We start from the raw sequence: 26,554 nt of genomic DNA on the forward strand, positions 1-26,554 counted from the left end.
GGCGGCGGCCGCGGCCGGAGGTGGCCGCGGGGTGCGGGCGGCGCGGGGGGGGGGCGGTGGCGTTCCTTAGGCATCACGTGGCTGGGGGGTGGGCGGCCGCGCCCGCCCTCCCCCATGACACACCGCGGGGCCGGACAGGACCCCCCGGCCCGTCCGACCCCGCTGCGTCCCCCCGCGGACCCACCGCCTCCCCCGAAGCAGCGGACCCCCGCTTTCCCCCCGTACCCCCCGTTTCCCCCCGCTGCCTCAGGCCACCAGCTCGCCGAAGGACTCCTCCTCGTCACGGCCGAAGCTCAGCACCTCGTCCTCGCGCAGCCGCCGCAGCGACCGCCAGATGCTCGACTTCACCGTGCCGACACTGATGTCGAGTATCGACGCGATCTCCGGGTCCGTACGGCCCTCGTAGTACCGCAGGACCAGCATGGTGCGCTGGAGTTCCGGCAGCCGCGCCAGCGCCTGCCAGAGCACGGCGCGCAGTTCCGTACCGCGCATCGCGTCCGTGTCGCCCGCCGTCTCCGGCAGCTCCTCGGTCGGGTATTCGTTCAGCTTGCGCCGGCGCCACGCGCTGATGTGCAGGTTGGTCATGGTGCGGCGCAGATACCCGCCGACCGCCGCCTTGTCGCTGATCCGGTCCCACGCCCGGTACGTCGAGAAGAGGGCGCTCTGCAGCAGGTCCTCGGCCTCGAACCGGTCGCCGGTCAGGTGGTAGGCGGTCGCGTACAGAGAGGCGCGGCGCTCCTGGACGTAGGCCGTGAACGCCACATCGGCGTCCGAGCCCTCCGTCCGGGGCCCGCGCTCCCCCGTGCCCCCTCCGTACGCGGCTCCGCCGTCCGCCCCCGCGGCCGGCTCGACCACCGTCATGCAGGACGGGTGCTGACGGGCCCCGCGGACGCACGCCCGCCCCGCCCCGAGTTCCCGGCTCCGCTCGAGCAGGGAGGTACCCACTCCGGCGGCGGGCTTCTCGGCGACCCTGCCCACGTCGTGAAGACGCGTGACAACTGCGCTCGTGGTGCTGCTGTGCAGTGCGTTCATCTCGCGCCCCCCGTCGGTGGAGTCCGTCCGTTCCCTGTGCCAATGAGCTTGCACGGGCAGTTTCATGGCGTTGTCCGCCGACTGTCACAGACCTGTCACAGGGCCTCCCACCGGTGTGCCGGAGGTATGAGAGCGCATCAAGTGTCGAACTGAGGCTCCCCCATGGGCCAGAATGACCCCCGTGCCTTTCCTGTTGCTGATCGAGGACGACGACGCCATCCGCACGGCCCTCGAACTCTCGCTGTCACGCCAGGGCCACCGTGTGGCCACTGCGGCGACAGGAGAGGACGGCCTGCAGCTGCTGCGCGAGCAGCGGCCGGACCTGATCGTGCTGGATGTGATGCTGCCCGGCATCGACGGTTTCGAGGTGTGCCGCCGTATCCGGCGCACCGACCAGCTGCCGATCATCCTGCTGACCGCGCGCAGCGACGACATCGACGTCGTGGTCGGGCTGGAGTCCGGCGCCGACGACTACGTGGTGAAGCCCGTGCAGGGCCGGGTGCTCGACGCCCGGATCCGCGCGGTGCTGCGCCGCGGCGAACGCGAGTCCACCGACTCGGCCACCTTCGGGAACGTCGTCATCGACCGTTCCGCGATGACCGTGACGAAGAACGGCGAGGACCTGCAGCTCACACCGACCGAGCTGCGGCTGCTGCTCGAACTGAGCCGCCGCCCCGGACAGGCCCTGTCCCGGCAGCAGTTGCTGCGCCTGGTCTGGGAGCACGACTATCTCGGTGACTCCCGGCTGGTCGACGCCTGTGTGCAGCGGCTGCGCGCCAAGGTGGAGGACGTGCCGTCCTCGCCGACCCTGATCCGTACCGTGCGGGGCGTGGGCTACCGCCTGGACTCGCCGCAGTGACGGCTGCCGCCGGGCGCGGCCTGCTCGCCGGACTCCGCTGGACCAGCCTGCGGCTGCGTCTGGTGGTCGTGTTCGGGCTGGTGGCCCTGACCGCCGCGGTGTCCGCTTCGGGGATCGCGTACTGGCTCAACCGCGAGGCGGTGCTGACCCGTACGCAGGACTCCGCCCTCGGGGACTTCCGGCAGGAGATGCAGAACCGGGCGGCTTCGCTGCCCCTGCACCCCACCAAGGACGATCTGCAGAACGCCGCGGTGCAGATGGCCAGCAGCAGCCCGGGCTACAGCGTGCTGCTCGTCGACACCCGTGACGGCGGCAAGCCGATCGTGGGCAACTCCGATCTGGACACGTTCACGCTCGACAACGTGCCGGTCTCGTTGCAGCGGCAGGTGAACAAGAAGCAGCGGGTGGAAGCGGGCAACAAGTACCGGTATCACCTGTTCTGGCAGCGCACCTCGATCCGTGGCACGCCGTATCTGGTGGCCGGCACGAAGATCATCGGTGGTGGTCCGACCGGCTACATGCTGAAGTCCCTCGACCAGGAGCGCCAGGACCTCAACTCCCTCGCCTGGTCGCTGGGGATCGCCACCGGTCTCGCCCTGGTCGGTTCCGCGCTGCTCGCGCAGGCCGCCGCGACGACGGTGCTGCGCCCGGTGCAGCGGCTCGGCGACGCGGCGCGCAAGCTCGGCGAGGGAAAACTCGACACCCGGCTCGTGGTGTCCGGTACCGACGAACTCGCCGATCTCTCCCGTACGTTCAACAACGCCGCGAGTTCGCTGGAGAAGACGGTCGCGGACATGAGCGCGCGGGAGGAGTCGAGCCGCCGCTTCGTGGCGGACATGTCGCACGAACTGCGGACCCCGCTCACCGCGATCACCGCGGTCGCCGAGGTGCTGGAGGACGAGGCCGACAGCCTCGACCCGATGATCGCGCCCGCCGTACATCTGGTGGTCAGCGAGACCCGGCGGTTGAACGACCTGGTGGAGAACCTGATGGAGGTCACCCGTTTCGACGCGGGTACGGCCCGGCTGGTCCTCGACACGGTCGACGTCGCCGACCAGGTCACCGCCTGCATCGACGCCCGGGCCTGGCTGGACGCGGTCGATCTGGACGCCGAGCGCAACATGATGGTCCGCCTCGATCCGCGCCGGCTCGATGTGATCCTGGCCAATCTGATCGGCAACGCGCTGAAGCACGGCGGTTCACCGGTACGGGTCTCGGTGCGGACCGACGGCGACGAACTCGTCATCGAGGTGCGCGACCACGGACCCGGTATCCCCGAGGACGTCCTGCCGCATGTCTTCGACCGCTTCTACAAGGCCAGTGCGTCCAGACCCCGCTCGGAGGGGAGCGGTCTGGGCCTCTCGATCGCCATGGAGAACGCGCACATCCACGGCGGCGACATCACCGCCGCGAACTCGCCGGACGGCGACGGCGCGGTCTTCGTCCTGCGCCTGCCGCGCGACGCCGAGGAGCTCACCCGCGCCGCGGAGACCCGTGCGGCGGAGTGCCAGGACGAGAAGGGCGACGCGACGTGATGCGCAGGAACCGCGGTACGTACCGGGCGCGCCGCCCGGCGGGGGCGCTGGCCGGTGCCGTCGTCTGCGCCGTGCTGGCCGCCGGATGCGGGATCAGGACCACGTCGGTGCCGGTCGACGCCGGGGCCGCGCCGTCGCGCGTGCCGTGCTCGATGTCCGCGGAGGACGTCAGCGCGCAGGCGCTGCTGGGCATCCCGGTCCAGATCTATCTGGTCTGCGCCTCCCAGCTGGTCACGGTGGACCGTGCGGTGCAGGTCTCCGACACGAAGTCGGACCGGGTACGGGTGGCGCAGTCGCTCCTGCACGAGCTGCAGCAGGAACCCGACGACGCCGAGCGGCAGGCGGGGTTCTCCACCGACGTACCGGCCACCCTGCAGATCAACGGGGCCCGCCGGGGCGATCCGGCGGGCGCGCTGCGGCTCAGCGAGCAGCCCGAGGACCTGCCGTCGGAGGCGCTGGCGCAGCTCGTGTGCACGTACGCGGAGAGCGAGTCGCTCGTCTCGGACGGCAGCGTGCTGCTCGGCGGTCCGGGGAACTACGCGCCGCGCGGGTATCTGTGCACCTCGGAGACGAAGACCCGGCCGAAGGCCGTGCCGACGCTCGGCGTGTCCCAGCTGTCCTGAGGTTCCCGGCCGGTCCGCGTACCGCCCTGCCGGTTTCCCCGGCGGGGGCGGAACCGATCCCGCCGGTAGTGGCGTCTTGGGAAGCGTGCGTCAAGGTTCGGACGGTCAGGCCGTCATCCGCTTCCGCGCGGCCGGGGTGTTTCTCCTCCTCGCGCATCTGCTGCTGGTCGGGTGGCTGGCGCTGCGCCCGCTTGACGTGCCCTGGACGACCGCCGCGAATCTCCGGCCGTTCGCCGGCATCAAGGCGGACCTGTCCCTCGGCCCGTCCGTGGCGGCGCACCGGATCGGTGCGGGTCTGCTGCTGCTGGCGCCGCTGGGCGTGCTGCTGCCGATGGCCGGCGGCAGGCTCTACGTCTCCCCTTGGGCCTCGCTGGCACGTACGGTCGCCGCCGGGGCGCTGATTTCGTTGGTCATCGAGCTGGCGCAGACCGGGGTGCCGGGCCAGGTCGTCGACGTCGACTCGCTGCTGCTGAACACCGTCGGGGTGGCACTGGCCCACCTGCTGGTGGTGCCGACGTGCCGGACGCGGCTGCGGCGGCGGAAGCAGCTGCGGCGGGTACCGGCGGCACCCCGGCCCAGGGACGATGCGGCTCAGGGGTCGACCCCGACGATTTCCAGGGTCGGCATCGCACCGTAGAGCGATGTTTTGCCCCTGTTCGCGGAGCCACCATGGATGCATCGGGAGCGCGACGGAGCCGCTCCCCGTCCCACGCTTCCGAAGGAGCCCACCATGGCCGCACTTGCCCGCCCACGTGACGGACGCATGATCGGCGGAGTGTGCGCAGCGCTGGCACGGCGCTTCGGCACCTCCGCGGGAACCATGCGGGTGATCTTCCTGGTCTCGTGCCTGCTGCCGGGCCCGCAGTTCCTGCTCTACCTGGCGCTGTGGCTGCTGCTGCCGGCCGAGAAGTCGCCGGCCGCCACCGCCTGGTAGCCCCGGACGCACTCGTGGGGCGGACCCCCGACCGGGTGTCCGCCCCACGGGCACGACTACGGAGTTCAGCCGCCGAGCGGGATGCCGTTGGTCGACAGTCCGCTGCTCTTCACGCCACCGGCGGGCAGCCCGCCGAGCAGCCCCTTGGCCGGGGAGGTGACGTCGTGGATGACCTTCGTCTGGCCGCTGCCGAGCAGTTCGGTGGCCGCGTCCTGGAGCGGCAGGCCCTGGGTGGCCGTCCCCAGCACGGGGCCCGCGAGGGGCAGGGCTCCGGCCGCGGTGTCGACGGGCAGCGCGGAGGCGGAGGCGGTACCGGCGGCGGCAGCGGCGAACGCGGCGCCGAGAACGGCGACACCGAGAGTCCTTGCAGCAGACTGCTTCATGTGAAATTCATCCTTGGGGAAGGGGATGTGAGCGGCTCTGCAAAGTAGCCACCCCGTCTCCCGTTCCGCAAACCTCCCGGAACACGCCGAACGGCCGGGATCTGATCATCCCGGCCGCTTGTCACAAGAACGCGAATCAGCCCGCGGAGGAAGCGAAACCGCTGGTCGTGGCGGTCTGCTCGAAGAGCCACTCGGACTTCAGCTCGGCATATCCGGGCTTGATGACGTCATTGATCATCGCCAGACGTTCATCGAAAGGAATGAATGCTGATTTCATCGCATTGACTGTGAACCACTGAATGTCGTCGAGCGTGTATCCGAATGTCTCGGTCAACCGCTCGAATTCCTGGCTCATGCTGGTACCGCTCATCAGCCGGTTGTCCGTGTTCACGGTGAGCCGGAAGTGCAGCCTCCGCAGCAGCCCGATGGGGTGCTCGGCGTACGAGGCCGCGGCGCCGGTCTGGAGGTTGGAGGTCGGGCACATCTCCAGCGGGATGCGCTTGTCGCGCACGTACGAGGCGAGGCGGCCGAGCGTCACGCCGCCGTCCTCGGCGACCTCGATGTCGTCGATGATGCGGACACCGTGGCCGAGCCGGTCGGCGCCGCACCACTGGAGCGCCTGCCAGATCGACGGCAGCCCGAAGGCCTCGCCCGCGTGGATGGTGAAGTGGTTGTTCTCGCGCTTGAGGTACTCGAAGGCGTCGAGGTGGCGGGTGGGCGGGAAACCCGCCTCGGCGCCCGCGATGTCGAAGCCGACCACCCCCAGGTCCCGGTACCGGTTGGCGAGTTCGGCGATCTCCAGGGCGCGGGCGGCGTGCCGCATGGCCGTCAGCAGGGCGCCCATCCGGATCCGGTTGCCGTCCTGACGGGCCCGGCGCTCACCCTCCCGGAAGCCCTCGTTGACCGCCTCGACGACCTCTTCCAGGGTCAGGCCGGACTCCAGGTGCTGCTCGGGGGCGTACCGCACCTCGGCGTACACGACCCCGTCCGCGGCCAGGTCCTCGGCGCACTCGGCGGCGACCCGGAACAGCGCCTCGCGGGTCTGCATCACGGCGCAGGTGTGGGCGAACGTCTCCAGGTAGCGCTCCAGCGAGCCGGAGTCGGCCGCCTCGCGGAACCAGATGGCGAGCTTGTCCGGTTCGGTCTCGGGAAGGGCCTCGTAACCGGCGTCGCGGGCCAGGTCGATGATCGTGCCGGGACGCAGACCGCCGTCGAGGTGGTCGTGCAGCAGCACCTTGGGCGCACGTCGGATCTGGTCGGGGCCGGGCACATGGAGGGTCGGGCTCATCATCTGCGCACTCTAACGCCTACGCGCGTAGAACGGGGCCTGCCGATGCGTAACAGTGACCGCGAATACGGGTGGCGTACACCTCTCCTTCTGACACTGTTCTGTCATGGCACAGCGCGCACTCCCCCTGCCTGCTGCGAGGCTGGGACGGGCCGTGAAGACGGCCGGAGCACAACCTGCGGTCAGCGGCGTGGTTCTGCTGCTCCCGGACGGCGAGGCCGACTCGCTCCGCCGCCCTTCCCCTCTGTCGTACGCGCTCCAGCTGCCGCTCGCCCGCACCCTGGCCCGCGCGGGCCAGGACGACGGGCTCGCCGCGCATGTGGTGCACTACCGCTGCCGGGGCTGGAACGCCACGGACGCGCAGTTCGCGGCGGATGCCGCGTGGGCGGTCGAGGAGGTCGTACGACGGTACGGCGACGTCCCCGTCTGCCTGGCCGGGCACGGCATGGGCGGCCGCGCGGCGCTGCGCGCGGGAGGCCATCCGGCGGTCAACTCCGTGCTGGCCATGGCCCCGTGGCTGCCCGAGGACACCCCGGACGACCCGGAGCCGGTGAAACACCTGCTGGGCCGCCAGGTGCTGCTGGTCCACGGCACCAACGACTCCCGATCCGATCCCGAGTTGTCCTTCCGGCTGGCCGAGCGCGCCAAGAAGGCCAACCGGGACACCTGCCGCTTCGAGGTCCACTCGGACGGCCACTCGCTGCGCCAGTACCGGTCCGAAGTGACGGCGCTGGCGGCGGACTTCGTACGGGGCTCGCTGTTCGGCCGGGCCTACGCGCGCCCCGTTGCCGACGCACTGGCGGCGCCCCCGCCGCTGGGGCTGCGGATGCCGCTGGCGGCGGGGTTCGGACAGACGCTGCGCCGGTGAGGGGCGAAGCCGCCGGGGGACGGCGGCCCCGCCCGCGGGCCGGGAAGACCCCCGGACCGGCAGCTCCGGTCCGCCGGCGGCTGGATCACCTGGTTCACCGAGAACACCGAGCACGCCCGCACCTGCCAGAGAGCGTTCCTCAACTGGGCCATGCAGAGCCGCCGCTGCCCGCGGCGCCGCCATCCGGCAGCAACTCCTCGAACTGCCCGCCCCCTTCGTCGCAGATGCTCTCGGCTACCACGACAAAACCACCACCAGGTCTTGCAACGAGACCGGCGGGACATGGAGCCGATACGCCTCGGGGGATCATGCAAGGTCACCAGCGGGCTGGGTCCCTCGGGAGACCGGCGACAGTTGAATACGAGAGCCCACCAGGAGCACCAGGGGCAACCTTGTTCCGACGGCCCGCTCGGCCCGGTCGTTCAGCGGGCTGTTGCGATCAGGCGTCGCAGTGCAGCGTGAGCCGGTGGGCCCCAACTGGCCTTGCCCCCAAGGCGGCCGCGGACGCCGGCCTCTCCGATGCAGATGCCGCTGAAGGCGCGCAGCATCGCCCAGCCGCGGGCGCGGCGCAGGGCCGCGGCGTCCGCGGCTGGCCGGTAGGCCGCATAGAAGCGGTCGGCGGCGCCGTCCGGCAGCAGTATCCAAGGAGCGGCGAGGTCGATGGCCGGATCGCCCGCGCAGAGGGCGCCGAAATCGATCACGCCGCAGAAGGTGCCGCCTTCGGTGAGGATGTTGGCCGGATGCAGGTCGCCGTGGAGCCACAGCGCCGGGCCCGCCCAGTCGGGCGCGGCGACGGCGTCTTCCCAGACCGCATGGACGGCGTCCGAGTCGGGGATCAACCCCAACTCGGTGGCCGAGGCGAGCTGCCTCTCGAACTGCTCGGCGCGGTCGGCCAGTGGCCCCCCGCGGCCGTACTCGTCGGCGGGTGCCCGGTCGGGGGCGGGTTGGTGCAGCGCTGTCAGGAATGCGGCCAAGGTGTCGGCCGCCTCCGCGGCGCGCGTGGCGGGGGCGCGGTCGGCGGGCTCGCCCGGCACCCAGGTGGTGACGATCCAGGGCCGCGGAAACCGCTCGGAAGGCTCACCGAGGCGCTGCGGGACGGGGATCTGCAGCGGAAGTTGCGGGGCGAGAGCGGGCAGCCAGGCGTGCTCCTTGCGCAGTAGCGCGTCCGCGGACTGCGTCGCCCAGGGCAACCGGACGGCGAGGTCGCCGCCGAGCCGCCACAGCTGGTTGTCCCAACCACGCGCGCCGAGCTTCAAGGGATGATCGGCCAGGTCAGGGTGCTGGTCACGCAGCAGATCCCGGACCAACTCCGCTGTGATCTCGATCTCGGTGTGGGTCATGCGAAGCAACCGTAGCGTCGACGACCGTCCCACTCGGGTCTGCCCTCTCCACCGAACGCTCTGGGGGAGGACGCCGTCACAACAATCCCCGTTTCACCCGAGAACTGGCGACAGTTGAATACGTGGGCTCACCAGTCTCAAACCCATTCTCCGGCGCACACCGCAGCCGGCATCCGCCCGCCGCACGGCCGTAGCCGCCGCATCGGCCTCCGCCTGCACTCGATGCGGCCGCACCACCGACCGGGAGACGGTTGCCCGGGACATGGTTCGTGCGCGGTGGGGCAAAATCAACGGCCGGACAGGGGGCAACGACAACGAGGACGGCCGCCCCGGCTCCCGGTCCGCCCGGTCGGCCACTGCTCACCGCGGCGGATGCGGGTACCCGGGTCCGGTGATCGGGGCGCCACGGCCCCGGTTCACCACGCCGGGGCGGCAGCTCCACGGATCGCAGGAGGACTTGACGTGCGGAAGCCAGTCCAGGCGCGCTCGAAGGCGAAGCGGAAGGACGTCCTTGACGCGGCCGCGCTGGTCTTCGCCGAGAAGGGCTACGCCGGGGCCACGGTGCAGGACATCCTGGAGCTCTCGGGGGTGAGCAAGGGAGCCCTCTACCACTTCTTCCGGACCAAGTCGGAGATCGCCGAGGCGGTGGTGACCGAGGGCTTCACGATGGAGGCCGCACAGCCGCAGTCGCCGCGCCTGCAGAGCGTCGTCGACGCCTCGATCGCCCTTGCCGTACTGACGCCGCGGGTGCCGGCCGTGAAGGCGGCCGCACGGCTGGCGACGGAGCCGGACCATCCCCGGTTCTTCGGCACGCTGTGGAGGGCCTACATACCCCAGGTCCAGGAACTGCTGGCCCAGGCCGAGGAGCTGGGCGAACTGCGCACCGGCGTGGACCCGGCCCCGACCGCGCAGACGTGGGTCGCCGCCTATGTGGGGGTGGACCTCATGTGCCGGCTTTCGTACGACGAGCTGCCGGCGCGGATCGCGGCCATGAACGCGGGGGTGGCGCACGGCATCGCGACGCCGCAGACGTTCGGGCAACTGGATCTCTCGGTCGACCGGGGCCTGCGTCTCGTACAGCGGTCCCGGACGGCGGCCGCCCGTCCCGGCACCGTTCAGGGGGCGGCCGGGCCCGTCTCCGTGACGGCAGGGACGGCAAGGGCGGCGAGTGATCCGATCGGCCTTGCGGACGACGAGGTGGCGCGTCTCGGCACGGTGCTCCGTTCCTGGGAGAACGGGCCGGGAACCTGACTCCGCCGGGGCGGGGACCGGTTCACACCACCGCCCCGCCGGCAGGCCGCTCCGCTTCTTCGGCCTCTCCGGTGTCCTCGGTGTCCTCGACGTCTTCGGCGTCCTCGGCCAGCAGGACAGGAATCGTCCGGTAGCCGCTGGACATGAAGGCGTCCTCCTGACGCAGCTCGCCGGGCCCCACCGCCAGACGGGACCGCGGGAAGCGCCGGAACCACTGCGACACTGCCGTGACGACCTCCGCCCTGGCCAGCGGAGCTCCGGGGCAGGAGTGGGGGCCGTGGCCGAACGCGAGGTGCCGGTGCGCCGTGGGACGACCGATGTCGTACACGTCGGGGTCGGTGTGTACGGTCCGGTCGCGTCCCGTCGCCGCGAAGTGGATCAGTATCTCCTCGCCCTCCTCGAAGGTTTCCCCGGTCTCGTCGTCCGTGAAGCGCCCGACCGCGCGGCGCAGCGGCGCGGCGGCCACGGGCGGCTGGAGCCGGAGGCTCTCCTCCAGGGCGTCCTCCCACCGCAGTTCGCCCGCGGTCAGGCGGGCGCGCTGGAGGGGGTGCGTCATCAGGTGGACCGTCAGCGTGCCGATGGCGTGGGCCGTGGCCTCCGTGCCCGCGATGACGAGAAGCATCAGCTGGTCGCGCAGTTCCTGTTCGGACAGGCCCTCCGGTGACGTGTCCGCAGCCCGGATCAGGTCGCCGACCAGGTCGTCCCCGGGGGCCGCACGCCTGCTCGCCACGAGCTGGTCGAGCAGCGCCAGGAGCGACACGAGGTGGGCGGCCAGCTCGTCCGCGGTCGCCGTGGCGTCGAAGAGCCCCGCCGCCGCCGCCGCGAACGTCGGCAGATGCCCGGCGGGCACCCCCAGAAGGCTGATGATCACCCGCTGCGGCACGCGCAGCGCGTAGGCCCGCACCAGGTCGACGACGCCCGGATCGCCGGCCAGGTCGGCGAACGCGTCATCGACGGCCTCCTCGATCAGCGGAGCCGCGGCCCCGGTCCTCCGCCGCGTGAGCAGCTCGGCGATCGGCGCCCGCAGACGCCCTTGGTTGTCGCGGGAGCCGAAGGCGTGGTGGGTGCCGACCCAGGCGGCGATCACCCCGTCGGCGGAGCGGGCGTCTTCCCGGTGGCCCGGCCGGTTCCCACGACCCTCCCGGCTCACCTGGGGGCCGGCCAGCAGACGAAGGGCCAGGCCGTGGTCGACCACGGCACGTACCCGTGCGCCGTCCGGCAGCTCGACCACCGGGGCCCGCCCCAGGGCGCGCAGCTCCCGCCCGTCCATGGCCGCGGTGTTGCCGGGCACCGCGCCGAGCCTGAACGGACAGGAGCCGGCGGGTGACGGGGACGACAGGTCTTCGTTGGCGGTTACCAGCTTCCGGGTGAGGCTCACAGGGTGCGAACTCCCTTGAATGTTGAACTAGTCATGGCCGTCGCTCCAGCCCTACGTGACGTCAGACGGCTTGGACGGCGGGGGCGTTGACCCGGTGCGGGGAGCGACGAGGCAGGGGGTGCCCCTGCCGTCCCGTCCTTCCGGAGCGAACCATGCGCATGGTTTGATTCAGCTACATGTTTCAGGTCGACTGGGGGGAAATCAACGTCCGTGGAGTGTGCGCACCTCAGGTGCGTACATCGAGCGGAGCGCGGGGGGAGGGACGTTGACACGGGGCCGGGAGCGCGAGTACCAACGGCTGCTGGAGCACTACCGGGAGAGCCGTACACGCCCGGACGTGGGTCTGGCGGTACGCCCGACGGGCAGGGGCGGCCCCCGCCCCAAGGGGCTGCGGCAGGCCGATGTCGACGAAGCCCTCCACGGAGGATCCGGCGTATACCAGAAACTGGCGACGGGCCGGCTTCACCCGTCCCCGGATCTCTTCATGCGGGTGGCACGGCTCCTGCGCTTCAGCGATCACCACCTGCGGGTGGCCCATGTGGAGCTCTACCGGACGGATCCCGTACTGCCGAGCACGTCCCCGCCGTCGCCCCACTGGCGACGCGTCGTCGACGGACAGAGCGAGATGGCCTGCGTGCTGACGCCCGCGGGATCCCTGGTCGCCTGCAACGACGCGTTCTCGGGCGGCATGTTCTCCTCGGGCCGGGCCCCGTCCAATCTGTGGCGATGGGCCCTGTTCTCGGAGGAGGCACGGGATCAGGTGCTGGTGAAGTGGGAGGAGGAATGGGCTCCGCGCATCCTGGCCGAATTCACGCTCGCCCGCGTCCGGCATCCCTCCAGCGAAACGCTGCGAGAGATTCACCTAGCTGTGCGGAACGACCCGCGCCTGCGGGAGATGGAGGAGGCCGAAACGGGATTCACCGACACCGTTCTGGCGCTGCACCATCGGCAGTTCGGCCACGGCGAAGTCCGCTTCATGAAATCGACCGCAGACGGCTTGGGTGTCGTGACCGTCCTCTTCGATCTCGCGGGTCCGGCGTCCTGAACACGCGGCGACCGGAAGCGGGAGATGCGTGCCCCGGCGGCCGATCACCCGAGGCCCCCCGCCCGGCCCCCACGGACGAACCGTTCCCTCGTTCGCCGCGCGGAAGCGGATGGCGAGGCCCGAGCACACCGGGTGGCGGCCGCACCCAGGACCTCGGCCGCCGCCGTCGACCCGCTCATCCTCAGGTCCATGACACCAACTGGCCGGTTCCCTGTGTGGTGATGGGGTGGTCGAGCAGGATGTCCTCCGAGACGCCGAAACCGGCCGCGAGGGTCAGCGCGTGCGGCGCGAGTGCGGCGACGGCCGCGTCGATCACATCGGGAAGACCCCTGACCTGATCGGCCGTCAGCCGCCCTTCCGCCAGGAGGTCCCCGCTCTGGGCGGCCACCCGGCGCAGGACGAACAGCCGGTGCAGGCCGTGCAGGAGATTCCGGGACTCGGGACCGTCGGCCTGCTCGGCCGCCTCCAGCAGCGCGGCGGCGGCCAGCCGGTGGACGTGGGCGTCGACGAGTTCGAGGGCGGGCATGACGGCCTGGTTCCACCGGTTGAGCGGGTTGCCGGGCTCGGCGGCGCGCAGGCGGGTGCGGGCGCGCTGATGCCAGATCCGCTCGGTGTCCGCGAGGAGATCCTGGAGGAAGCCGGCGTCGGTGAGCGAACGGTCCCCACCGGGGATGCCGCTGGGCGGGCTGGGCGTGAAGTGGCCCAGGAGCAGTTCCCCGGCCGCCTTGACCCAGATGACAAGGTTGTCACCCTCTGCCGTGATCGTGCCCTCGTTGGCGGCGAGCTGGCCGGCGATGCCGTTGGCGAGGAACAGCCCCTGGGCACCGCACCGCTCCCGGCACTCGGTCATGACGTCGCGCACGCGCCAGGTGAGCCAGCCCTTCGCGACTGCGGCGAGCCGTTCGGCGTCCTCCCGGCCGGCTTCCGTGACCTCCGCCCACCGGCGCACCACGGTGCGGTGCAGCAGGGTCGCCGCATAGGTGGTGGCGAGGGCGTCGAGCAGCGGGGTGTGGTGGCTGCGGTGGGCGAACAGCGGGACCGTGCCCCGCGCCGTGACACCGGCGGTCCGACGGGTGTGGGCATGGCGCACCGCGACGGTGACGGCGTGGCGTGCGACGCCCAGGCTGTACGCGCTCATGCAGAGCTTGCCGGCCGTGACCCGGCCGATGCTGCTGAGGAAGCGTTTACGGGGGCTGCCGATGGAGCTGGTGAACGCACCGTCCGGAGCGAGACGCCCGTGGTCGGCCTGGAGCAGAGCGTCGTATTCCAGCCGTACGTGCTCGAAGCTCGTCGAGCAGTGATCCACGGGGGCCGTCGCGGTCTGCGGCAGTTTCCGTATGCGCACACCGGGCAGGGGATCCCCGCAGGCGTCGCTGAGCGGGGTGAGGAACAGGAAGACGCCGCGGTCGGTGCCCTCGCCGGTGATCAGGCGCGCGGCGACGACCGCGGTCTTGGGGCCGCCCGTGGAGCTCGTGTTCGGCATGAACTTCCGGGCCGCCGGCGTGGGCGTGTGCAGGTCGAAGGTGCGGGTGGCCGGGTCGTAGGTGGCGGTGGTCTCCAACTGGGACGCGGCGTTGCCGTGCCCCGCCTCGGTGCACAGGAAGGTTCCGGTGCGCCCAAGGCCGGTGAACTCCCGCAGGTCCCGCTCGCCGCCGTCGTGATCGAGGAGGCTCCCGAGGAACAGGTTGTAGTGAATGCTGGCCACCGTCCCCAGGCCCGCGTCCGCGGGGCCGACCCACTCGTGCAGGGCGGTGAGCCGCTCCACGTCCCGCACCAGTTGTTCCGGGCTGTCGAGAGACTCGTTGACGAGCCGCAGCCGCTGATAGGAAAGAGCCGCTCGTTCTTCCGGGGCAAGCCCTTCCCGATACCGAAAGGGCTCGGTACTGAAAAGTTTGCGCCATGGCTGGTGAATTTGTTCGAACTCATCTCCGAATATGATCCTCGTGAGATCCGCAGCGGTCGAGAGGTCCTGGTCAAACGGTAGTTGAGAGGTCACGTTCCGGTACGGTAGTTCATTCGATCGTTTGAATCGGCATGATCATAAACACGATTGAAACCGCGTCAGACGTGGTAGCTGCCCACCCGGAGCCGTTTGGATGCGGGCGCGGCCGCCTTGCACTCGGGCGCCCCGAACTCACGGGCGCCGGAACGGCCGAGGCCGGGTTGCGCCCGGTCACCGCGCTTTCCCGTCGGCCCCGGCGGCGGCCCGCGCGCACTCCTCCGCCCGTCAGTCCGGCAGCAGCCGCCCCCGGCGCGACAGCAGGAACTCCTTGAAGGCAGCCACCGGGGGCGTGTCCGGGTGGCCGTCCAGCCAGGCGACGCCGATCTCCCGGGCCGCACGCGGCGCCGTGACCGTCAGTTCGACGACGCCGGGGCGGGCCACCGCGGGCGGCGGCAGCAGGGCCACGCCGAGCCCGGCGGCGACCAGTCCGCGGAGGGTCTCGGCCTCCTCCCCCTCGAACGCCACCCGGGGCGTGAATCCGGCCTCCGCGCACAGGTCGTCGGTGATCCGCCGCAGGCCGTAACCGGGTTCGAGGGTCACGAACGCCTCCTCGGCCGCCTCGGCCAACCGGATGCGCCTGCGCGAGGCGAGAGCGTGGTCCTCGGGGACGACCAGGCGCAGCCGCTGCTCGTCGAGCCGGCGGGCGACCAGGTCGGGGGCGTCCGGGACCGGCGAGGTGAGGCAGAGGTCGAGGCCGCCGGCCCGGAGCCGTTCGATCATCGCCTCGCCGTAGTTCTGCACCAGCTGGAAGCGGACCCGGGGATGGTCGGCGCGGAACGCGCGGAGCAGGGCCGGCACGGTCTCCGAGCCCATGGTGTGCAGGAAACCGAAGGCGACCTTGCCCGCCGTCGGGTCCGCGTCCGCCCGCACCGAGTCCGCGGCCCGCTCGACCTCGGCGAGCGCCCGCTCGGCGGAGCCCAGGAAGGTGCGGCCCGCCGGGGTGAGCGAGACGGTACGGCCCTTGCGGGCGAACAGGGCGACACCCAGGTCGTGTTCCAGCCTCACCATCGCCCGGGACAGTGTGGACTGCGGGACGCCGAGCTCGTGCGCGGCACGGGTGACGTGCTCGTGGCGGGCGACCGCCTCGAAGTACGCGAGCCGCGGCGCGAGGACCGCACGAATGTCTTCTTCGTAACTACTTGGTGACAGTCGAGGCTGTGAGCTGCGTTCATGCGCCATGGGATTGATTATCGCAAGTCCGTGCATTGGACGCATGAATCAGGGCGATCTACTTTTCAGGTATGCCTCCTGCCAGTACCAAGGCGTCCACCCTCACGCTGGACGCCTCAGCCCCGCCATCGCCCGTCGCACCCGTTTCCGCCGCCGACCGGCTGGAACCCGGCCGCCCCGGCTACCGCCGGATGAGCTTCGCGCTCTTCGCCGCCGGTGTCGCGACGTTCGCACTTCTCTACTCCACCCAGGCGCTGCTGCCCGCGGTCTCCGCCGGACTCGGCGCCACGGCCGGACAGGCGAGCTGGACGGTCTCCGCGGCGACCGGTGCGCTGGCGCTCTGCGTGCTGCCGATGAGCGCGCTCTCCGAGCGGTTCGGCCGGCGGCAGCTGATGACCGCGTCCCTGACGGTGGCCGTACTGGTCGGGCTGCTGGTGCCGTTCGCCCCCTCGCTCGGCTGGCTGATCGCCCTGCGCGCCGTCCAGGGCGCGGCGCTGGCCGGGCTGCCCGCCTCCGCGATGGCCTACCTCGCCGAGGAGGTGCGGCCGAAGGCGCTGGTCGCCGCGATCGGACTGTTCGTGGCGGGCAACAGCATCGGCGGCATGAGCGGCCGTATCCTCACCGGCTGGATCGCCCAGATCTGGGGCTGGCGGGCGGCGCTCGGTTCGGTCGGGCTGCTCGCCGTGGTCTGCGCGGTCGTCTTCCACTTCATGATCCCCAGGGCCCGTAACTTCACGCCCGGCACGCTGAACCCGAAGGCCCTGGCGAAGACCGTGGGCGGTCACCTCGCCGACCCGCTGCTGCGCCGGCTGTACGCGATCGGCGCGCTGTTCATGACGGTGTTCGGCGCGGTCTACACGGTGATCGGCTACCGGCTGGTCGAGGCGCCCTTCGACCTCCCGCAGGGCGTCGTCGGTTCGATCTTCCTGGTCTACCTCGTCGGTACGGTGTCGTCGGCCACGGCCGGCCGGCTCGTCGCCCGGCTCGGCCGCCGGGGCGCCCTCTACCTCGCCGTCTCCACCACCACGGCCGGTCTGCTGCTCTCCCTCGCCGACCAGCTGGCCGCCGTGCTGCTCGGACTTGTCCTGATCACAGCGGGCTTCTTCGCCGGGCACGCGGTCGCCTCGTCGTCCGTGAGCCGGACCGCGACGCACGGCCGGGCGCAGGCGTCGGCGCTCTACCAGTCCGCGTACTACCTGGGCTCCAGCGCGGGCGGCACGCTCGGCGCGATCGCCTTCCACGCCGGCGGCTGGGCGGGCACGGTGTCGCTGGGTCTGCTCTCCGTCCTGGGCGTCGTCTCGATCACGCTGTACGGATCGCGGGTCGCCAGGGCCGAGCGGCGGCAGCTCGTACCGGTGGCATCAGTACAGAACTGAGACATACACCCGCACAACCACCGACTCCCCTTCGCGCGTCTACCAGGCGTACACCACGCATGGCGCGAAGGGGAGTTGGCGTACATGACACGCGTAGGGAACATACGGGGAATCCGGGGACGCCGCGTGCTCGCGCTGGCCGTCGCCGGGCTGACGGCGGCGCCGGCGCTCGTCCTGGGTGGCACCACCACCGCACAGGCGGCGTCCTGCACGACCTCGACGGGGCCGTACCAGAAGCAGGTCGAGAACTACCTGAAGCGGCCGGTCGACGGCAGGCAGTCGGCCGCCGACTGCAAGGCGATCCAGTCCTTCCAGCGCACCTACGGGATCACCCCGGACATCGGGTACGCGGGGCCGGTCACCTGGCGGACGATGAAGACGCTCACGGCCCAGAAGGCCGCCGGCAAGAACCCGAACAAGGACAAGAAGTGCCCCACGAACAAGGGGCGCATCGCCTGTGTGGACCTGACCCGGCAGCTGAGCTGGATCCAGGACGGGTCCAAGCTGAAGTACGGCCCGGTGCCGATCCGCAGCGGGCGCAACGGGTACGAGACGCGCACCGGGTCGAAGAAGATCTACCTGCGGCACATCAAGCACTGGTCGACGCTCTACCACCTGTGGATGCCGTACTCCCAGTTCTTCGACGGCGGGCAGGCATTCCACTCGGTGAGCCTGAAGATGTGGAACCCGCCGGGCTCGCACGGCTGCGTCAACATGCGGGACGCGGACGCGAAGGCGTACTGGAATCTGCTGAAGAACGGCGACGACGTGTACGTGTACGGGCGCAAGCCCGGGACGTGACCCCGAAGCGGGCCGCTTCGGCACTTCCCACCCCCGGTGTCAGCGGCCTGCGGTAGCTTCCGAGGTGCTGAAGTGTGCGGCGTCACAGCGCAACAGGGGTGGAGCGATGAGTGATCTGAAGGCACCTGCGGACATCGACAGCCGGCTGGAGGGGCACCGGGTCGAGCTGACGGGTTACTGCTACCGGATGCTCGGCTCGGCCTTCGAGGCGGAGGACGCCGTACAGGACACGCTGGTGCGCGCCTGGCGGAGCTTCGACAAGTTCGAGGGCCGTTCCTCGCTGCGCTCCTGGCTGTACCGGATCGCCACCAACGTCTGCCTGGACATGCTGAGCGCCGGGAACAAGCGGGCCCGTCCGGTCGATCTGACGGGCCCGACACCGCTCGACCGGGCGGCGCTCAACCCGCTGCCGGAGAACACCTGGCTGGAGCCGATGCCGGACGGGCGGATCCTGCCGTCGGTGGCCGACCCGGCGGAGGCCGCGGTGGCACGCGAGTCGGTACGGCTGGCGTTCGTCGCCGCACTCCAGCACCTGCCGCCCAAGCAGCGGGCCGTGCTGATCCTGCGCGAGGTGCTGGCCTGGAAGGCGAGCGAGGTCGCGGAACTGCTCGACACCTCGGTCGCCTCGGTCAACAGCGCCCTGCAGCGGGCGCGGGCGACGCTCGCGCAGAACGAGGGCGTGATCGCCGACACCGCCGATCCGCTCGACGAGGAGCAGCGCAAGCTCCTCGAACGGTACGTGGCGGCGTTCGAGGGCTACGACATGGCCGCCCTGACCGCGCTGCTCCACGAGGACGCGGTGATGACGATGCCGCCGTTCGACCTCTGGCTCCAGGGGCACGACGACATCACCGGCTTCATGCTCTCCATCGGGGCCGGCTGCGCCGGCTCCCGGCTGGTGGCGACCGCGGCGAACGGCACCCCGGCGTTCGCGCACTACAAGCCGGATCCGGAGGGCAAGGGCTTCGTGCCGTGGGCGGTGCAGGTCATCGACATCACGGACGGCGCGATCACCGGGATGCACTGCTTCCTCGACACGCCCCGCTGGTTCCCGCTCTTCGGCCTGCCCGACCGCCTCGAAGCCGACGCGGCGTGAGGCGGTACGCGCCGGCGACGGTGGGCGGCAGCCGGTCCGGCTGAGCCGACGGAGGGGCGGGGCCCCGTCGGCTCAGCCCCGCTCCCCCAGCTCCACCACGTCGGCCAGCCCCACCAGGTCCAGCAGGTTCCGCAGTGCGGGCGGCACGTTGCGCAGTCGCAGCCGTCTGCCGCCTGCCCGGCGCGCGATCAGCCCCAGCCGCGCCACCGCCTCGACCAACGCCAGATCCGGGTGCTCCACCCCGCCCACGTCGCAGTCCACCCCGGCGTCCGGGTCGCGGACGGCGCCCCCGGAGTCGTAGAGCAGCGCCTCCAGTTCGACGCAGAGTCCCGGCACCGCGGCGCGCGTGACGCGCCCGGTGACGACGAGAACGATCGGGGTCACGGCTTCCACACCAGAGAGACCGGTCCGGCGGCCGGAACTCATCGCTGAGTGGCCCCGCGCTTCGTGAGACCGCTCGGCCGTACCGGAGAGCTCCGGGTCAGGCGATGCGTTCCCGCACCACGGGGGTGGCGGTGAAGTCCGTGCCGGCCGGGGCGATGTCGAACGAGCCGGGCAGGGCCTTCAGCGCGTACTCGAACTTCTCCGGGGTGTCCGTGTGCAGCGTCAGCAGCCGCTGGCCCTCGGTCACCGTGTCGCCCGGCTTGGCGTGCATCTGGATGCCCGCGCCCGCCTGCACCGGGTCCTCCTTGCGGGCCCGGCCCGCGCCGAGGCGCCAGGCGGCGACGCCGATGTCGTACGCGTCCAGGCGCGTCAGCACGCCGGAGGACTGGGCCGTCACCACGTGCTGCTCGCGGGCGACCGGGAGCTCGGCGTCCGGGTCGCCGCCCTGCGCGGAGATCATCCGGCGCCAGACGTCCATCGCGGAGCCGTCCGCGAGCGCCTTCTCCGGGTCGGCGTCCTTGAGTCCGGCCGCGTCGAGCATCTCGCGGGCCAGCGCGAGGGTGAGGTCGACGACGTCCTTGGGGCCGCCGCCGGCCAGCACCTCGACCGATTCGCGGACCTCCAGGGCGTTGCCCGCGGTCAGTCCGAGAGGGGTGGACATGTCGGTGAGGAGCGCGACCGTCCGCACACCGCTGTCGGTGCCCAGCGCGACCATGGTGGAGGCCAGTTCACGGGCGTCCTCGATGGTCTTCATGAAGGCGCCGGAGCCGACCTTGACGTCCAGGACGAGCGCCCCGGTGCCCTCGGCGATCTTCTTGGACATGATCGAGCTGGCGATCAGCGGGATCGCCTCCACGGTGCCGGTGACGTCGCGGAGCGCGTACAGCTTCTTGTCGGCGGGGGCGAGACCGTCACCGGCTGCGCAGATCACGGCGCCGGTGGTGTCCAGGACGTTCAGCATCTCGGCGTTCGAGAGGTGGGCGCGCCAGCCGGGGATGGACTCCAGCTTGTCGAGGGTGCCGCCGGTGTGGCCGAGACCGCGGCCGCTGAGCTGCGGCACGGCGGCGCCGCAGGCCGCGACGATCGGGGCGAGCGGCAGGGTGATCTTGTCGCCGACACCGCCGGTGGAGTGCTTGTCCGTGGTGGGACGGGAGAGCGCGTCGAAGTTCATCCGCTCGCCCGAGGCGATCATGGCGGCGGTCCACCGGGCGATCTCCGTACGGTTCATGCCGTTCAGGAGGATCGCCATGGCCAGCGCGGACATCTGCTCGTCGGCGACCTCGCCGCGGGTGTAGGCGTCGATGACCCAGTCGATCTGCTCGGGGCTCAGCTCGCCGCGGTCCCGCTTGGTGCGGATGACGGAAATGGCGTCCATGTCCTGGGAGTCCTTCCGGCCGGTACGTACGCAAGAGTCCCGAATGACTCTACGCGCATAGAGGGTGGAGACGGGTGTGGCCCTCCCGAAAGACCGGGAGGGCCACGGCAGTTCTACTTCAGGTGATCCGGCCCGAAAGCCTGCGGCAGCATCTCGTCGAGGGTGCGCAGGCCGTCCGGGGTCTCCAGGACGAGCTCCGGTCCGCCGAACTCGTACAGCAGCTGACGGCACCTGCCGCACGGGACCAGGATCTCGCCCGCTCCGTCCACACAGGTGAAGTGGGTCAGCCGGCCACCGCCGGTGGCGTGCAGCTGGGAGACCAGACCGCACTCCGCGCACAGGCTGATGCCGTACGAGGCGTTCTCGACGTTGCAGCCGACCACCGTGCGCCCGTCGTCGACGCGTGCCGCGACGCCGACCGGGTAGCCGGAGTAGGGCGCATAGGCGCGGGACATGGCGTCCCGGGCGGCGGTCCGCAGGGCGGCCCAGTCGACGTCGGCAGCGGCGGTCACTTGCCCTGGCCCTTCCGGTAGCGCATGCCGTCCGCCTTCGGCATCCGCAGCCGCTGTGCGGAGAGCGAGAGGACGAGCAGCGTGACGATGTACGGGGTGGCGCTGACGAATTCGGTGGGCACCGAGTCCGTGGTGAGGTACCAGACCAGGACGACGGCCGCGATGACCGCGCTGACCCCGCCCTGGACGAAGCTCTTGCGGTAGAGCTTCCAGGCGGCCAGCAGCGCCAGCACGACGAAGAGCAGGAGCAGCAGGGCGTGGACGGACTCGCCGCCGTTGCGCAGCTGGAGCGCGTCGGCGAAGCCGAACAGGCCCGCGCCCATGGCGAGTCCGCCGGGCCGCCAGTTGCCGAAGATCATCGCGGCGAGACCGATGTAACCGCGGCCGCCGGTCTGGCCCTCGTTGTAGATGTGCGAGGTGACCAGGGAGAGGAAGGCACCGCCGAGGCCGGCCATGCCGCCGGAGACGATCACCGCGATGTACTTGTAGCGGTAGACGTTCACGCCGAGCGACTCGGCGGCCACGGGGTTCTCGCCGCAGGAGCGCAGCCGCAGCCCGAACGGGGTCTTCCACAGGACGAAGAACGTCACGACGAAGAGGACCACCGCGAGGATCGTCAGCAGCGACACGTTGGTGACCAGACCGCCGATGACACCGGCCAGGTCGGAGACGAAGAACCAGTGGTGCTTCTCGATCGAGTGCAGCCAGTCCGACAGGCCGGGGACCGTCACCGAGGTGATGTCGTCGGCCGGCGGGGACTGCTTGGGGCTGCCGCCCTTGGCCGCCGCGTCACCGGTGTTGAACCAGAGCTTGGCGAAGTACGTGGTGAACCCGAGCGCCAGGATGTTGATGGCGATACCGGAGATGATGTGGTCGACGCCGAAGGTGACGGTCGCGACGGCGTGCAGCAGCCCGCCGGCCATCCCGCCGACGATCCCGGCCAGCACACCGAGCCAGGGGCTGGTCTGCCAGCCGGCCCAGGCGCCGAAGAAGGTACCGAGGATCATCATGCCTTCGAGGCCGATGTTGACCACGCCGGCCCGCTCGGCCCACAGACCGCCGAGACCGGCGAGCCCGATCGGCACGGCCATCGCGAGCGCCGCGCTGATCTGCCCGGCCGAGGTGACGTCCTGGGCTCCGGTGATGGCGCGTACCGCGGACAGTGCGAGCAGCGCGCCCGCGACGATCAGCAGGACGACGGGGAACGAGAGGCGGGTGCGGCCGCCCTTGCCACCGGAGACCCTGGGGGCCGCGGGCGGCGGGGTGGAAGTCGCCGTGGCGGTCACGCCGACACCTCCTGCTGGTCGGAGTTACGGGCGGCCTGTGCGGCGAGTTCGGCGCCGACCTTGCTCTGCTGGCGCTTGATTCCGTAGCGGCGGACGACTTCGTAGGCGATGACGACGCAGAGGACGATGACGCCCTGGATGACGCCGACGATCTCCTTGTCGTAGCCCTCGAACTCGAGCTTGCCGGTGCCGCGCTCCAGGAAGCCCCAGAGCAGCGCGCCGAGCGCGATGCCGATGGGGTGGTTGCGGCCGAGGAGGGCGATGGCGATACCGGTGAAGCCGATGCCGATGGGGAAGTCGCCGCTGTACTCGAAGCTGTCGTTGAGCAGCGTCGGCATGCCGATCAGGCCGGCCACCGCGCCGGAGATCAGCATCGACGTGATGACCATCTTCTTGACGTCGACGCCGCTGGCCTCGGCCGCCGAGCCGGACTGGCCGACGGTCCGCAGGTCGAAGCCGAACCGGGTGCGCGAGAGCGTGAACCAGTAGGCGACACCCGCGACGACCGCGACGACGATGAATCCCCAGACCGGGGTCGGGGTGGTCGGGAACTCGAAGAAGTGCGAGGACTCCGGCAGCGGGGTGGTGGAGATCTTGGTGCCGGCCTCGTCGAGGTGGCCGAGGCGGCCCTGCTGGAGCAGATAGCCGATGACGGCGGTCGCGATGGCGTTCAGCATGATCGTCGAGACGACCTCGCTGACACCCCGGGTGACCTTGAGGACGCCGGCGATACCGGCCCACATCGCACCGACGATCATCGCGGTGAGGATGATCAGCGGGATCTGGAGGGCGCCGGGCAGCGTCAGCGCGCCGCCGACGGCGGCGGCGAAGAAGGCGGCGAGCCGGTACTGGCCGTCGACGCCGATGTTGAAGAGGTTCATCCGGAAGCCGACGGCCACCGCGAGACCCGCGAGGTAGTACGTCGTCGCCTTGTTGAGGATGTAGACCTGGCTGTCCGACTTCACGCCGTAGTCGAACATGATGCCGAACGCACTGAACGGCTGCTTGCCGGTGGCCGCCAGCACGAGGGCGGTCACCAGGAACGCGACCACGATCGCGAGTACGGGGGCCGCGATCCCCAGGAGCACCCGCTCCTTGTCGAACTTCTTCATCGGTCCTCTCCCCCGTCCCGGGGGTCGGTGTCGTCGGCGTCCGGTCCGTCCGGCTCGGCGGGCGCTTCGAGATGGCCGGTGGCCGCTCCCGTCATCGCCGAGCCGAGCTCCTCCGGAGTGATGGTCGCCGGGTCGGCGTCCGCGACCAGCCGGCCGCGGTACATGACACGCAGGGTGTCGGAGAGCCCGATCAGCTCGTCCAGGTCGGCGGAGATCAGGAGCACCGCCAGTCCCTCGTGGCGCGCCTCGCGGATCTGGTCCCAGATCTGCGCCTGGGCACCGACGTCCACGCCCCGGGTGGGGTGCGCGGCGATCAGCAGCTTCGGGGCGTGGCTCATCTCGCGGCCGACGATCAGCTTCTGCTGGTTGCCGCCGGAGAGCGAGGCCGCGGTGACCTCGATGCCGGGGGTGCGGACGTCGTACTCGCGCACGATCCGCTCGGTGTCCGCGCGGGCGGCCTTGAGGTCGAGGAACGGGCCCTTGCTGTTGGGCCGCTCGGTGACGTGGCCGAGGATGCGGTTCTCCCAGAGCGGGGCCTCCAGCAGCAGTCCGTGCCGGTGCCGGTCCTCGGGGATGACGGCCATGCCGTCCTCGCGCCGCTTGCGCGTCGGGACCCGGGAGATGTCGGCGCCGTCCAGCGTGAGCACCCCGTGGTCCGGGTGGCGCATGCCCATGACGGCGTCGACCAGTTCGGACTGGCCGTTGCCCTCGACGCCCGCGATGCCGAGGACCTCGCCCTTGTGGATGGTGAAGGTGATGCCGTCGAGCACGGCACGCACCACCCCGTCCGGGTCGGTGGCGGTCAGCCGCAGGTCGTCGACGGTGAGCATCGGCGTATCGGTGACGGTCGACTCGCGGGTCTCCGGCGACGGCAGTTCGCTGCCGACCATCAGCTCGGCGAGCTGCTTGGGCGTGGTGTTCGCCGGGTCGGCGGTGCCCACCGTCGTGCCACGCCGGATGACGGTGATCTCGTCGGCCACCGACAGCACCTCGCCCAGCTTGTGCGAGATGAAGATGACGGTCAGGCCCTCGGCCTTGAGTTCGCGCAGGTTGTCGAAGAGTGCGTCGACCTCCTGCGGCACGAGGACGGCGGTCGGCTCGTCGAGGATCAGCGTGCGGGCGCCGCGGTAGAGGACCTTGAGGATCTCCACGCGCTGGCGGTCGGCGACACCGAGGTCCTCGACCATGGCGTCCGGGCGGATCCCGAGCCCGTACGCGTCCGAGATCTCCTTGATCCTGGCGCGGGCCCGGTCGCCGATCCCGTGCAGCTTCTCGGAGCCGAGGACGACGTTCTCCAGCACGGTGAGGTAGTCGGCGAGCATGAAGTGCTGGTGCACCATGCCGATGCCGCGCGCGATGGCATCACCGGGGTTGTGGAACGAGACCTGCTCGCCGTCCACCGCGATGGTGCCCTCGTCCGGCTTCTGCATGCCGTAGAGGATCTTCATCAGGGTGGACTTGCCGGCGCCGTTCTCACCGACGAGAGCGTGGACGGTGCCGCGGCGCACGGTGATGTCGATGTCGTGGTTGGCCACGACCCCGGGGAACCGCTTGGTGATGCCGCGGAGCTCCACGGCATGGGGACTGCTGGACGCGTTGATGGCGCACTCTCCTTGGCAGGAGCGGAGGGCGGAGGGCGGAGGCGACGGGAGAAGGCGACGGGAGCGAAAAAAGGTACCGCGCCCTGCGCACGCTACGCGCGTAGCGCCACCGAATCGTTGGCCACCCGATAACAGGTGGCCGACCGTGTGCGTGCGGCTACGCTCCGGGGGGGGGAGCGCCGTGCCGCACCTGTCATGCGACGGGGCCCGGGCGGGCGGCCGAAGCCGCTCGCCCGGGCCCCGATCGACGAGTCGGATCAGGTCGTGGTCTTGACCGTGATCGTGCCGTCGACGATCTTCTTCTTCGCCTCGTCGAGCTGCGCCTGGATGTCGCTGAGGTGGTCACCCGTGGTGGTCAGCGAGACGCCGCCCTTGGCCAGCGAGTACGTCTGGACACCGGCCAGCGGCTTGCCGTCCTTGACCGACTTGATCAGGTCGAAGACACCGGCGTCGACGTTCTTGACGACCGAGGTCAGGATCGTGTCCTTGTACTTCGCCAGTGCCGGGTCCAGGGCCTGGTCGGAGTCGACACCGATCGACCAGGCACCCTTCTGGCCCGCGACGGCCTCGATCGAACCGGCACCGGAGCCGCCCGCGGCGGCGAAGATGACGTCCGCGCCCTTGTCGAGCATGCCCTTGGCGGCGGCCTTGCCCTTGTCGGGGCTGCCGAAGCCGGACAGGTCCGAACCGGTGGACAGGTACTGGATCTGCACCTTGGCCTTCGGCTTCGTGTCCAGGACGCCCTGCTGGAAGCCCGCGGCGAACTTCTTGATCAGCGGAAGGTCCACACCGCCGATGAAGCCGACCTGACCGTCCTTCGACTTCAGCGCCGCCGCGACACCGGCGAGGTACGAGCCCTGCTCCTCGGTGAAGACGATGGAGGCGACGTTCTTCGCGTCGGAGACCGAGTCGACCAGACCGAAGTTGACCTTGGGGTACTTCGGGGCGATCTTGTCGACCGCGTCCTTGTACGCGAAGCCGATCGCGATGACCGGGTTGTAGCCGCCCTCGGCGAGCGACTGCAGGCGCTGCTCCCGGTCGGCCGGGGTCTCACCGTTCTTGGCGGTGAGCTCCTTCGTCTGAGCCTTGAACTCGGCCTTGGCCTTGTCCAGACCACGGGCGGCGGAGTCGTTGAACGAGTTGTCACCACGGCCGCCGACGTCGTAGGCCATGCCGATCTTCATCTGGCCCTTGGCGGAGCTGGTGGTGCTCTCCTCGGACGACTCGCCGCACGCGGTGGCGGTGAGCGCGAGGGCCGCGGTGACAGCACACGCAGCGGTGATCTTGGATACGCGGCGCAAGG

General features: G+C 70.9%; 25 protein-coding genes. 11 read left to right on the forward strand and 14 right to left on the reverse strand.

Features of this window, described 5'->3' with window-relative positions; genetic code table 11:
- Positions 1-246 precede the first annotated feature (246 nt).
- Positions 247-1,032: a SigE family RNA polymerase sigma factor gene (locus ACFVXE_RS21820; protein WP_389673243.1), complete on the reverse strand. Its 786-nt coding sequence runs from the start codon at positions 1,030-1,032 to the stop codon at positions 247-249.
- A gap of 181 nt (positions 1,033-1,213) precedes the next feature.
- Here ACFVXE_RS21820 and afsQ1 point away from each other — a divergent pair, with 181 nt between their 5' ends.
- The 5 genes from afsQ1 (at position 1,214) to ACFVXE_RS21845 (ending at position 4,983) form a co-directional block, all read left to right on the forward strand.
- Complete coding sequence (gene afsQ1, locus ACFVXE_RS21825; RefSeq protein WP_389673245.1) at positions 1,214-1,891, forward strand: two-component system response regulator AfsQ1; 678 nt, start codon at positions 1,214-1,216, stop codon at positions 1,889-1,891.
- Positions 1,888-3,426: an ATP-binding protein gene (locus tag ACFVXE_RS21830; protein ID WP_389673247.1), complete on the forward strand. Its 1,539-nt coding sequence runs from the start codon at positions 1,888-1,890 to the stop codon at positions 3,424-3,426. Before afsQ1 ends, ACFVXE_RS21830 begins: the two co-directional genes overlap by 4 nt.
- The gene (locus ACFVXE_RS21835) at positions 3,426-4,049 is read left to right on the forward strand and encodes a hypothetical protein (protein WP_389673361.1); all 624 of its coding nucleotides are present in this window, start codon (positions 3,426-3,428) and stop codon (positions 4,047-4,049) included. Before ACFVXE_RS21830 ends, ACFVXE_RS21835 begins: the two co-directional genes overlap by 1 nt.
- Positions 4,050-4,134: 85 nt before the next feature.
- Positions 4,135-4,686 (forward strand): VanZ family protein, encoded by a 552-nt coding sequence (locus ACFVXE_RS21840; protein ID WP_389673362.1) that lies wholly within the window; start codon positions 4,135-4,137, stop codon positions 4,684-4,686.
- 93 nt (positions 4,687-4,779) lie between these two features.
- Positions 4,780-4,983 carry a PspC domain-containing protein gene (locus ACFVXE_RS21845; protein ID WP_389673249.1) on the forward strand — a complete coding sequence of 68 codons (204 nt, stop codon included), beginning with the start codon at positions 4,780-4,782 and terminating at the stop codon, positions 4,981-4,983.
- Between the two features lie 65 nt (positions 4,984-5,048).
- Here the strand turns inward: ACFVXE_RS21845 and ACFVXE_RS21850 are convergent, their stop codons facing one another.
- Positions 5,049-5,366 (reverse strand): hypothetical protein, encoded by a 318-nt coding sequence (locus ACFVXE_RS21850; RefSeq protein ID WP_389673251.1) that lies wholly within the window; start codon positions 5,364-5,366, stop codon positions 5,049-5,051.
- Positions 5,367-5,502: 136 nt separating this feature from the next.
- Complete coding sequence (locus tag ACFVXE_RS21855; RefSeq protein ID WP_389673252.1) at positions 5,503-6,657, reverse strand: adenosine deaminase; 1,155 nt, start codon at positions 6,655-6,657, stop codon at positions 5,503-5,505.
- A 103-nt stretch (positions 6,658-6,760) separates the two neighbouring features.
- On the opposite strand from ACFVXE_RS21855, the gene ACFVXE_RS21860 reads away from it, so the two are divergent.
- Positions 6,761-7,522 carry an alpha/beta hydrolase gene (locus ACFVXE_RS21860; protein WP_389673254.1) on the forward strand — a complete coding sequence of 254 codons (762 nt, stop codon included), beginning with the start codon at positions 6,761-6,763 and terminating at the stop codon, positions 7,520-7,522.
- 422 nt (positions 7,523-7,944) lie between these two features.
- Here ACFVXE_RS21860 and ACFVXE_RS21865 read toward each other — a convergent pair whose 3' ends face one another.
- Positions 7,945-8,862 carry an aminoglycoside phosphotransferase family protein gene (locus ACFVXE_RS21865; RefSeq protein ID WP_389673255.1) on the reverse strand — a complete coding sequence of 306 codons (918 nt, stop codon included), beginning with the start codon at positions 8,860-8,862 and terminating at the stop codon, positions 7,945-7,947.
- A gap of 462 nt (positions 8,863-9,324) precedes the next feature.
- Between ACFVXE_RS21865 and ACFVXE_RS21870 the strand changes: the two genes are divergently transcribed.
- Positions 9,325-10,113: a TetR family transcriptional regulator gene (locus ACFVXE_RS21870; RefSeq protein ID WP_389673257.1), complete on the forward strand. Its 789-nt coding sequence runs from the start codon at positions 9,325-9,327 to the stop codon at positions 10,111-10,113.
- Between the two features lie 22 nt (positions 10,114-10,135).
- On the opposite strand, the gene ACFVXE_RS21875 is transcribed toward ACFVXE_RS21870, so the two are convergent.
- Complete coding sequence (locus tag ACFVXE_RS21875; RefSeq protein WP_389673259.1) at positions 10,136-11,491, reverse strand: cytochrome P450; 1,356 nt, start codon at positions 11,489-11,491, stop codon at positions 10,136-10,138.
- Between the two features lie 265 nt (positions 11,492-11,756).
- Between ACFVXE_RS21875 and ACFVXE_RS21880 the strand changes: the two genes are divergently transcribed.
- On the forward strand, positions 11,757-12,536 hold the full coding sequence (locus ACFVXE_RS21880; RefSeq protein ID WP_389673261.1) for a sulfotransferase: 780 nt from the start codon (positions 11,757-11,759) through the stop codon (positions 12,534-12,536).
- 181 nt (positions 12,537-12,717) lie between these two features.
- On the opposite strand, the gene ACFVXE_RS21885 is transcribed toward ACFVXE_RS21880, so the two are convergent.
- Both ACFVXE_RS21885 and ACFVXE_RS21890 read right to left on the reverse strand, forming a co-directional pair.
- The gene (locus ACFVXE_RS21885) at positions 12,718-14,532 is read right to left on the reverse strand and encodes an acyl-CoA dehydrogenase (RefSeq protein WP_389673263.1); all 1,815 of its coding nucleotides are present in this window, start codon (positions 14,530-14,532) and stop codon (positions 12,718-12,720) included.
- A gap of 231 nt (positions 14,533-14,763) precedes the next feature.
- Positions 14,764-15,717 (reverse strand): LysR family transcriptional regulator, encoded by a 954-nt coding sequence (locus ACFVXE_RS21890; RefSeq protein WP_389673265.1) that lies wholly within the window; start codon positions 15,715-15,717, stop codon positions 14,764-14,766.
- A 62-nt stretch (positions 15,718-15,779) separates the two neighbouring features.
- On the opposite strand from ACFVXE_RS21890, the gene ACFVXE_RS21895 reads away from it, so the two are divergent.
- From ACFVXE_RS21895 to ACFVXE_RS21905, 3 genes are all read left to right on the forward strand, one after another.
- Positions 15,780-17,084 (forward strand): MFS transporter, encoded by a 1,305-nt coding sequence (locus tag ACFVXE_RS21895; protein WP_389673266.1) that lies wholly within the window; start codon positions 15,780-15,782, stop codon positions 17,082-17,084.
- An 84-nt stretch (positions 17,085-17,168) separates the two neighbouring features.
- Positions 17,169-17,885, forward strand: a complete 717-nt coding sequence (locus ACFVXE_RS21900; protein ID WP_389673267.1) for a L,D-transpeptidase family protein — start codon at positions 17,169-17,171, stop codon at positions 17,883-17,885.
- 106 nt (positions 17,886-17,991) lie between these two features.
- On the forward strand, positions 17,992-18,981 hold the full coding sequence (locus ACFVXE_RS21905) for a sigma-70 family RNA polymerase sigma factor (protein ID WP_389673269.1): 990 nt from the start codon (positions 17,992-17,994) through the stop codon (positions 18,979-18,981).
- A gap of 72 nt (positions 18,982-19,053) precedes the next feature.
- Here the strand turns inward: ACFVXE_RS21905 and ACFVXE_RS21910 are convergent, their stop codons facing one another.
- From ACFVXE_RS21910 to ACFVXE_RS21940, 7 genes are all read right to left on the reverse strand, one after another.
- Positions 19,054-19,407, reverse strand: a complete 354-nt coding sequence (locus ACFVXE_RS21910) for an STAS domain-containing protein (RefSeq protein WP_389673271.1) — start codon at positions 19,405-19,407, stop codon at positions 19,054-19,056.
- 55 nt (positions 19,408-19,462) lie between these two features.
- Positions 19,463-20,740: a thymidine phosphorylase gene (locus ACFVXE_RS21915; protein WP_389673273.1), complete on the reverse strand. Its 1,278-nt coding sequence runs from the start codon at positions 20,738-20,740 to the stop codon at positions 19,463-19,465.
- Between the two features lie 113 nt (positions 20,741-20,853).
- Positions 20,854-21,252, reverse strand: coding sequence for a cytidine deaminase (locus tag ACFVXE_RS21920; RefSeq protein ID WP_389673275.1), 399 nt, complete (start codon positions 21,250-21,252; stop codon positions 20,854-20,856).
- Positions 21,249-22,538: an ABC transporter permease gene (locus tag ACFVXE_RS21925; RefSeq protein WP_389673277.1), complete on the reverse strand. Its 1,290-nt coding sequence runs from the start codon at positions 22,536-22,538 to the stop codon at positions 21,249-21,251. Before ACFVXE_RS21925 ends, ACFVXE_RS21920 begins: the two co-directional genes overlap by 4 nt.
- Positions 22,535-23,650: an ABC transporter permease gene (locus tag ACFVXE_RS21930; protein ID WP_389673279.1), complete on the reverse strand. Its 1,116-nt coding sequence runs from the start codon at positions 23,648-23,650 to the stop codon at positions 22,535-22,537. The genes ACFVXE_RS21925 and ACFVXE_RS21930 overlap by 4 nt, the downstream gene beginning before the upstream one ends.
- Positions 23,647-25,224 carry an ABC transporter ATP-binding protein gene (locus ACFVXE_RS21935; protein WP_389673281.1) on the reverse strand — a complete coding sequence of 526 codons (1,578 nt, stop codon included), beginning with the start codon at positions 25,222-25,224 and terminating at the stop codon, positions 23,647-23,649. Before ACFVXE_RS21935 ends, ACFVXE_RS21930 begins: the two co-directional genes overlap by 4 nt.
- Positions 25,225-25,508: 284 nt before the next feature.
- Positions 25,509-26,552: a BMP family protein gene (locus ACFVXE_RS21940; RefSeq protein WP_389673283.1), complete on the reverse strand. Its 1,044-nt coding sequence runs from the start codon at positions 26,550-26,552 to the stop codon at positions 25,509-25,511.
- Between the last annotated feature and the right edge of the window lie 2 nt (positions 26,553-26,554).

The sequence above is a fragment of the Streptomyces sp. NPDC058231 genome (assembly GCF_042882275.1).
Lineage (GTDB): Bacteria > Actinomycetota > Actinomycetes > Streptomycetales > Streptomycetaceae > Streptomyces.

Coding starts and splice junctions, on each gene's coding strand:
- ACFVXE_RS21820 (WP_389673243.1), bottom strand. CDS start 1,032: ATGAACGCACTGCACAGCAGCACCACGAGCGCAGTTGTCACGCGTCTT.
- ACFVXE_RS21835 (WP_389673361.1), top strand. CDS start 3,426: ATGCGCAGGAACCGCGGTACGTACCGGGCGCGCCGCCCGGCGGGGGCG.
- ACFVXE_RS21845 (WP_389673249.1), top strand. CDS start 4,780: ATGGCCGCACTTGCCCGCCCACGTGACGGACGCATGATCGGCGGAGTG.
- ACFVXE_RS21850 (WP_389673251.1), bottom strand. CDS start 5,366: ATGAAGCAGTCTGCTGCAAGGACTCTCGGTGTCGCCGTTCTCGGCGCC.
- ACFVXE_RS21855 (WP_389673252.1), bottom strand. CDS start 6,657: ATGATGAGCCCGACCCTCCATGTGCCCGGCCCCGACCAGATCCGACGT.
- ACFVXE_RS21860 (WP_389673254.1), top strand. CDS start 6,761: ATGGCACAGCGCGCACTCCCCCTGCCTGCTGCGAGGCTGGGACGGGCC.
- ACFVXE_RS21865 (WP_389673255.1), bottom strand. CDS start 8,862: ATGACCCACACCGAGATCGAGATCACAGCGGAGTTGGTCCGGGATCTG.
- ACFVXE_RS21890 (WP_389673265.1), bottom strand. CDS start 15,717: ATGGCGCATGAACGCAGCTCACAGCCTCGACTGTCACCAAGTAGTTAC.
- ACFVXE_RS21895 (WP_389673266.1), top strand. CDS start 15,780: ATGCCTCCTGCCAGTACCAAGGCGTCCACCCTCACGCTGGACGCCTCA.
- ACFVXE_RS21900 (WP_389673267.1), top strand. CDS start 17,169: ATGACACGCGTAGGGAACATACGGGGAATCCGGGGACGCCGCGTGCTC.
- ACFVXE_RS21905 (WP_389673269.1), top strand. CDS start 17,992: ATGAGTGATCTGAAGGCACCTGCGGACATCGACAGCCGGCTGGAGGGG.
- ACFVXE_RS21910 (WP_389673271.1), bottom strand. CDS start 19,407: ATGAGTTCCGGCCGCCGGACCGGTCTCTCTGGTGTGGAAGCCGTGACC.
- ACFVXE_RS21915 (WP_389673273.1), bottom strand. CDS start 20,740: ATGGACGCCATTTCCGTCATCCGCACCAAGCGGGACCGCGGCGAGCTG.
- ACFVXE_RS21930 (WP_389673279.1), bottom strand. CDS start 23,650: ATGAAGAAGTTCGACAAGGAGCGGGTGCTCCTGGGGATCGCGGCCCCC.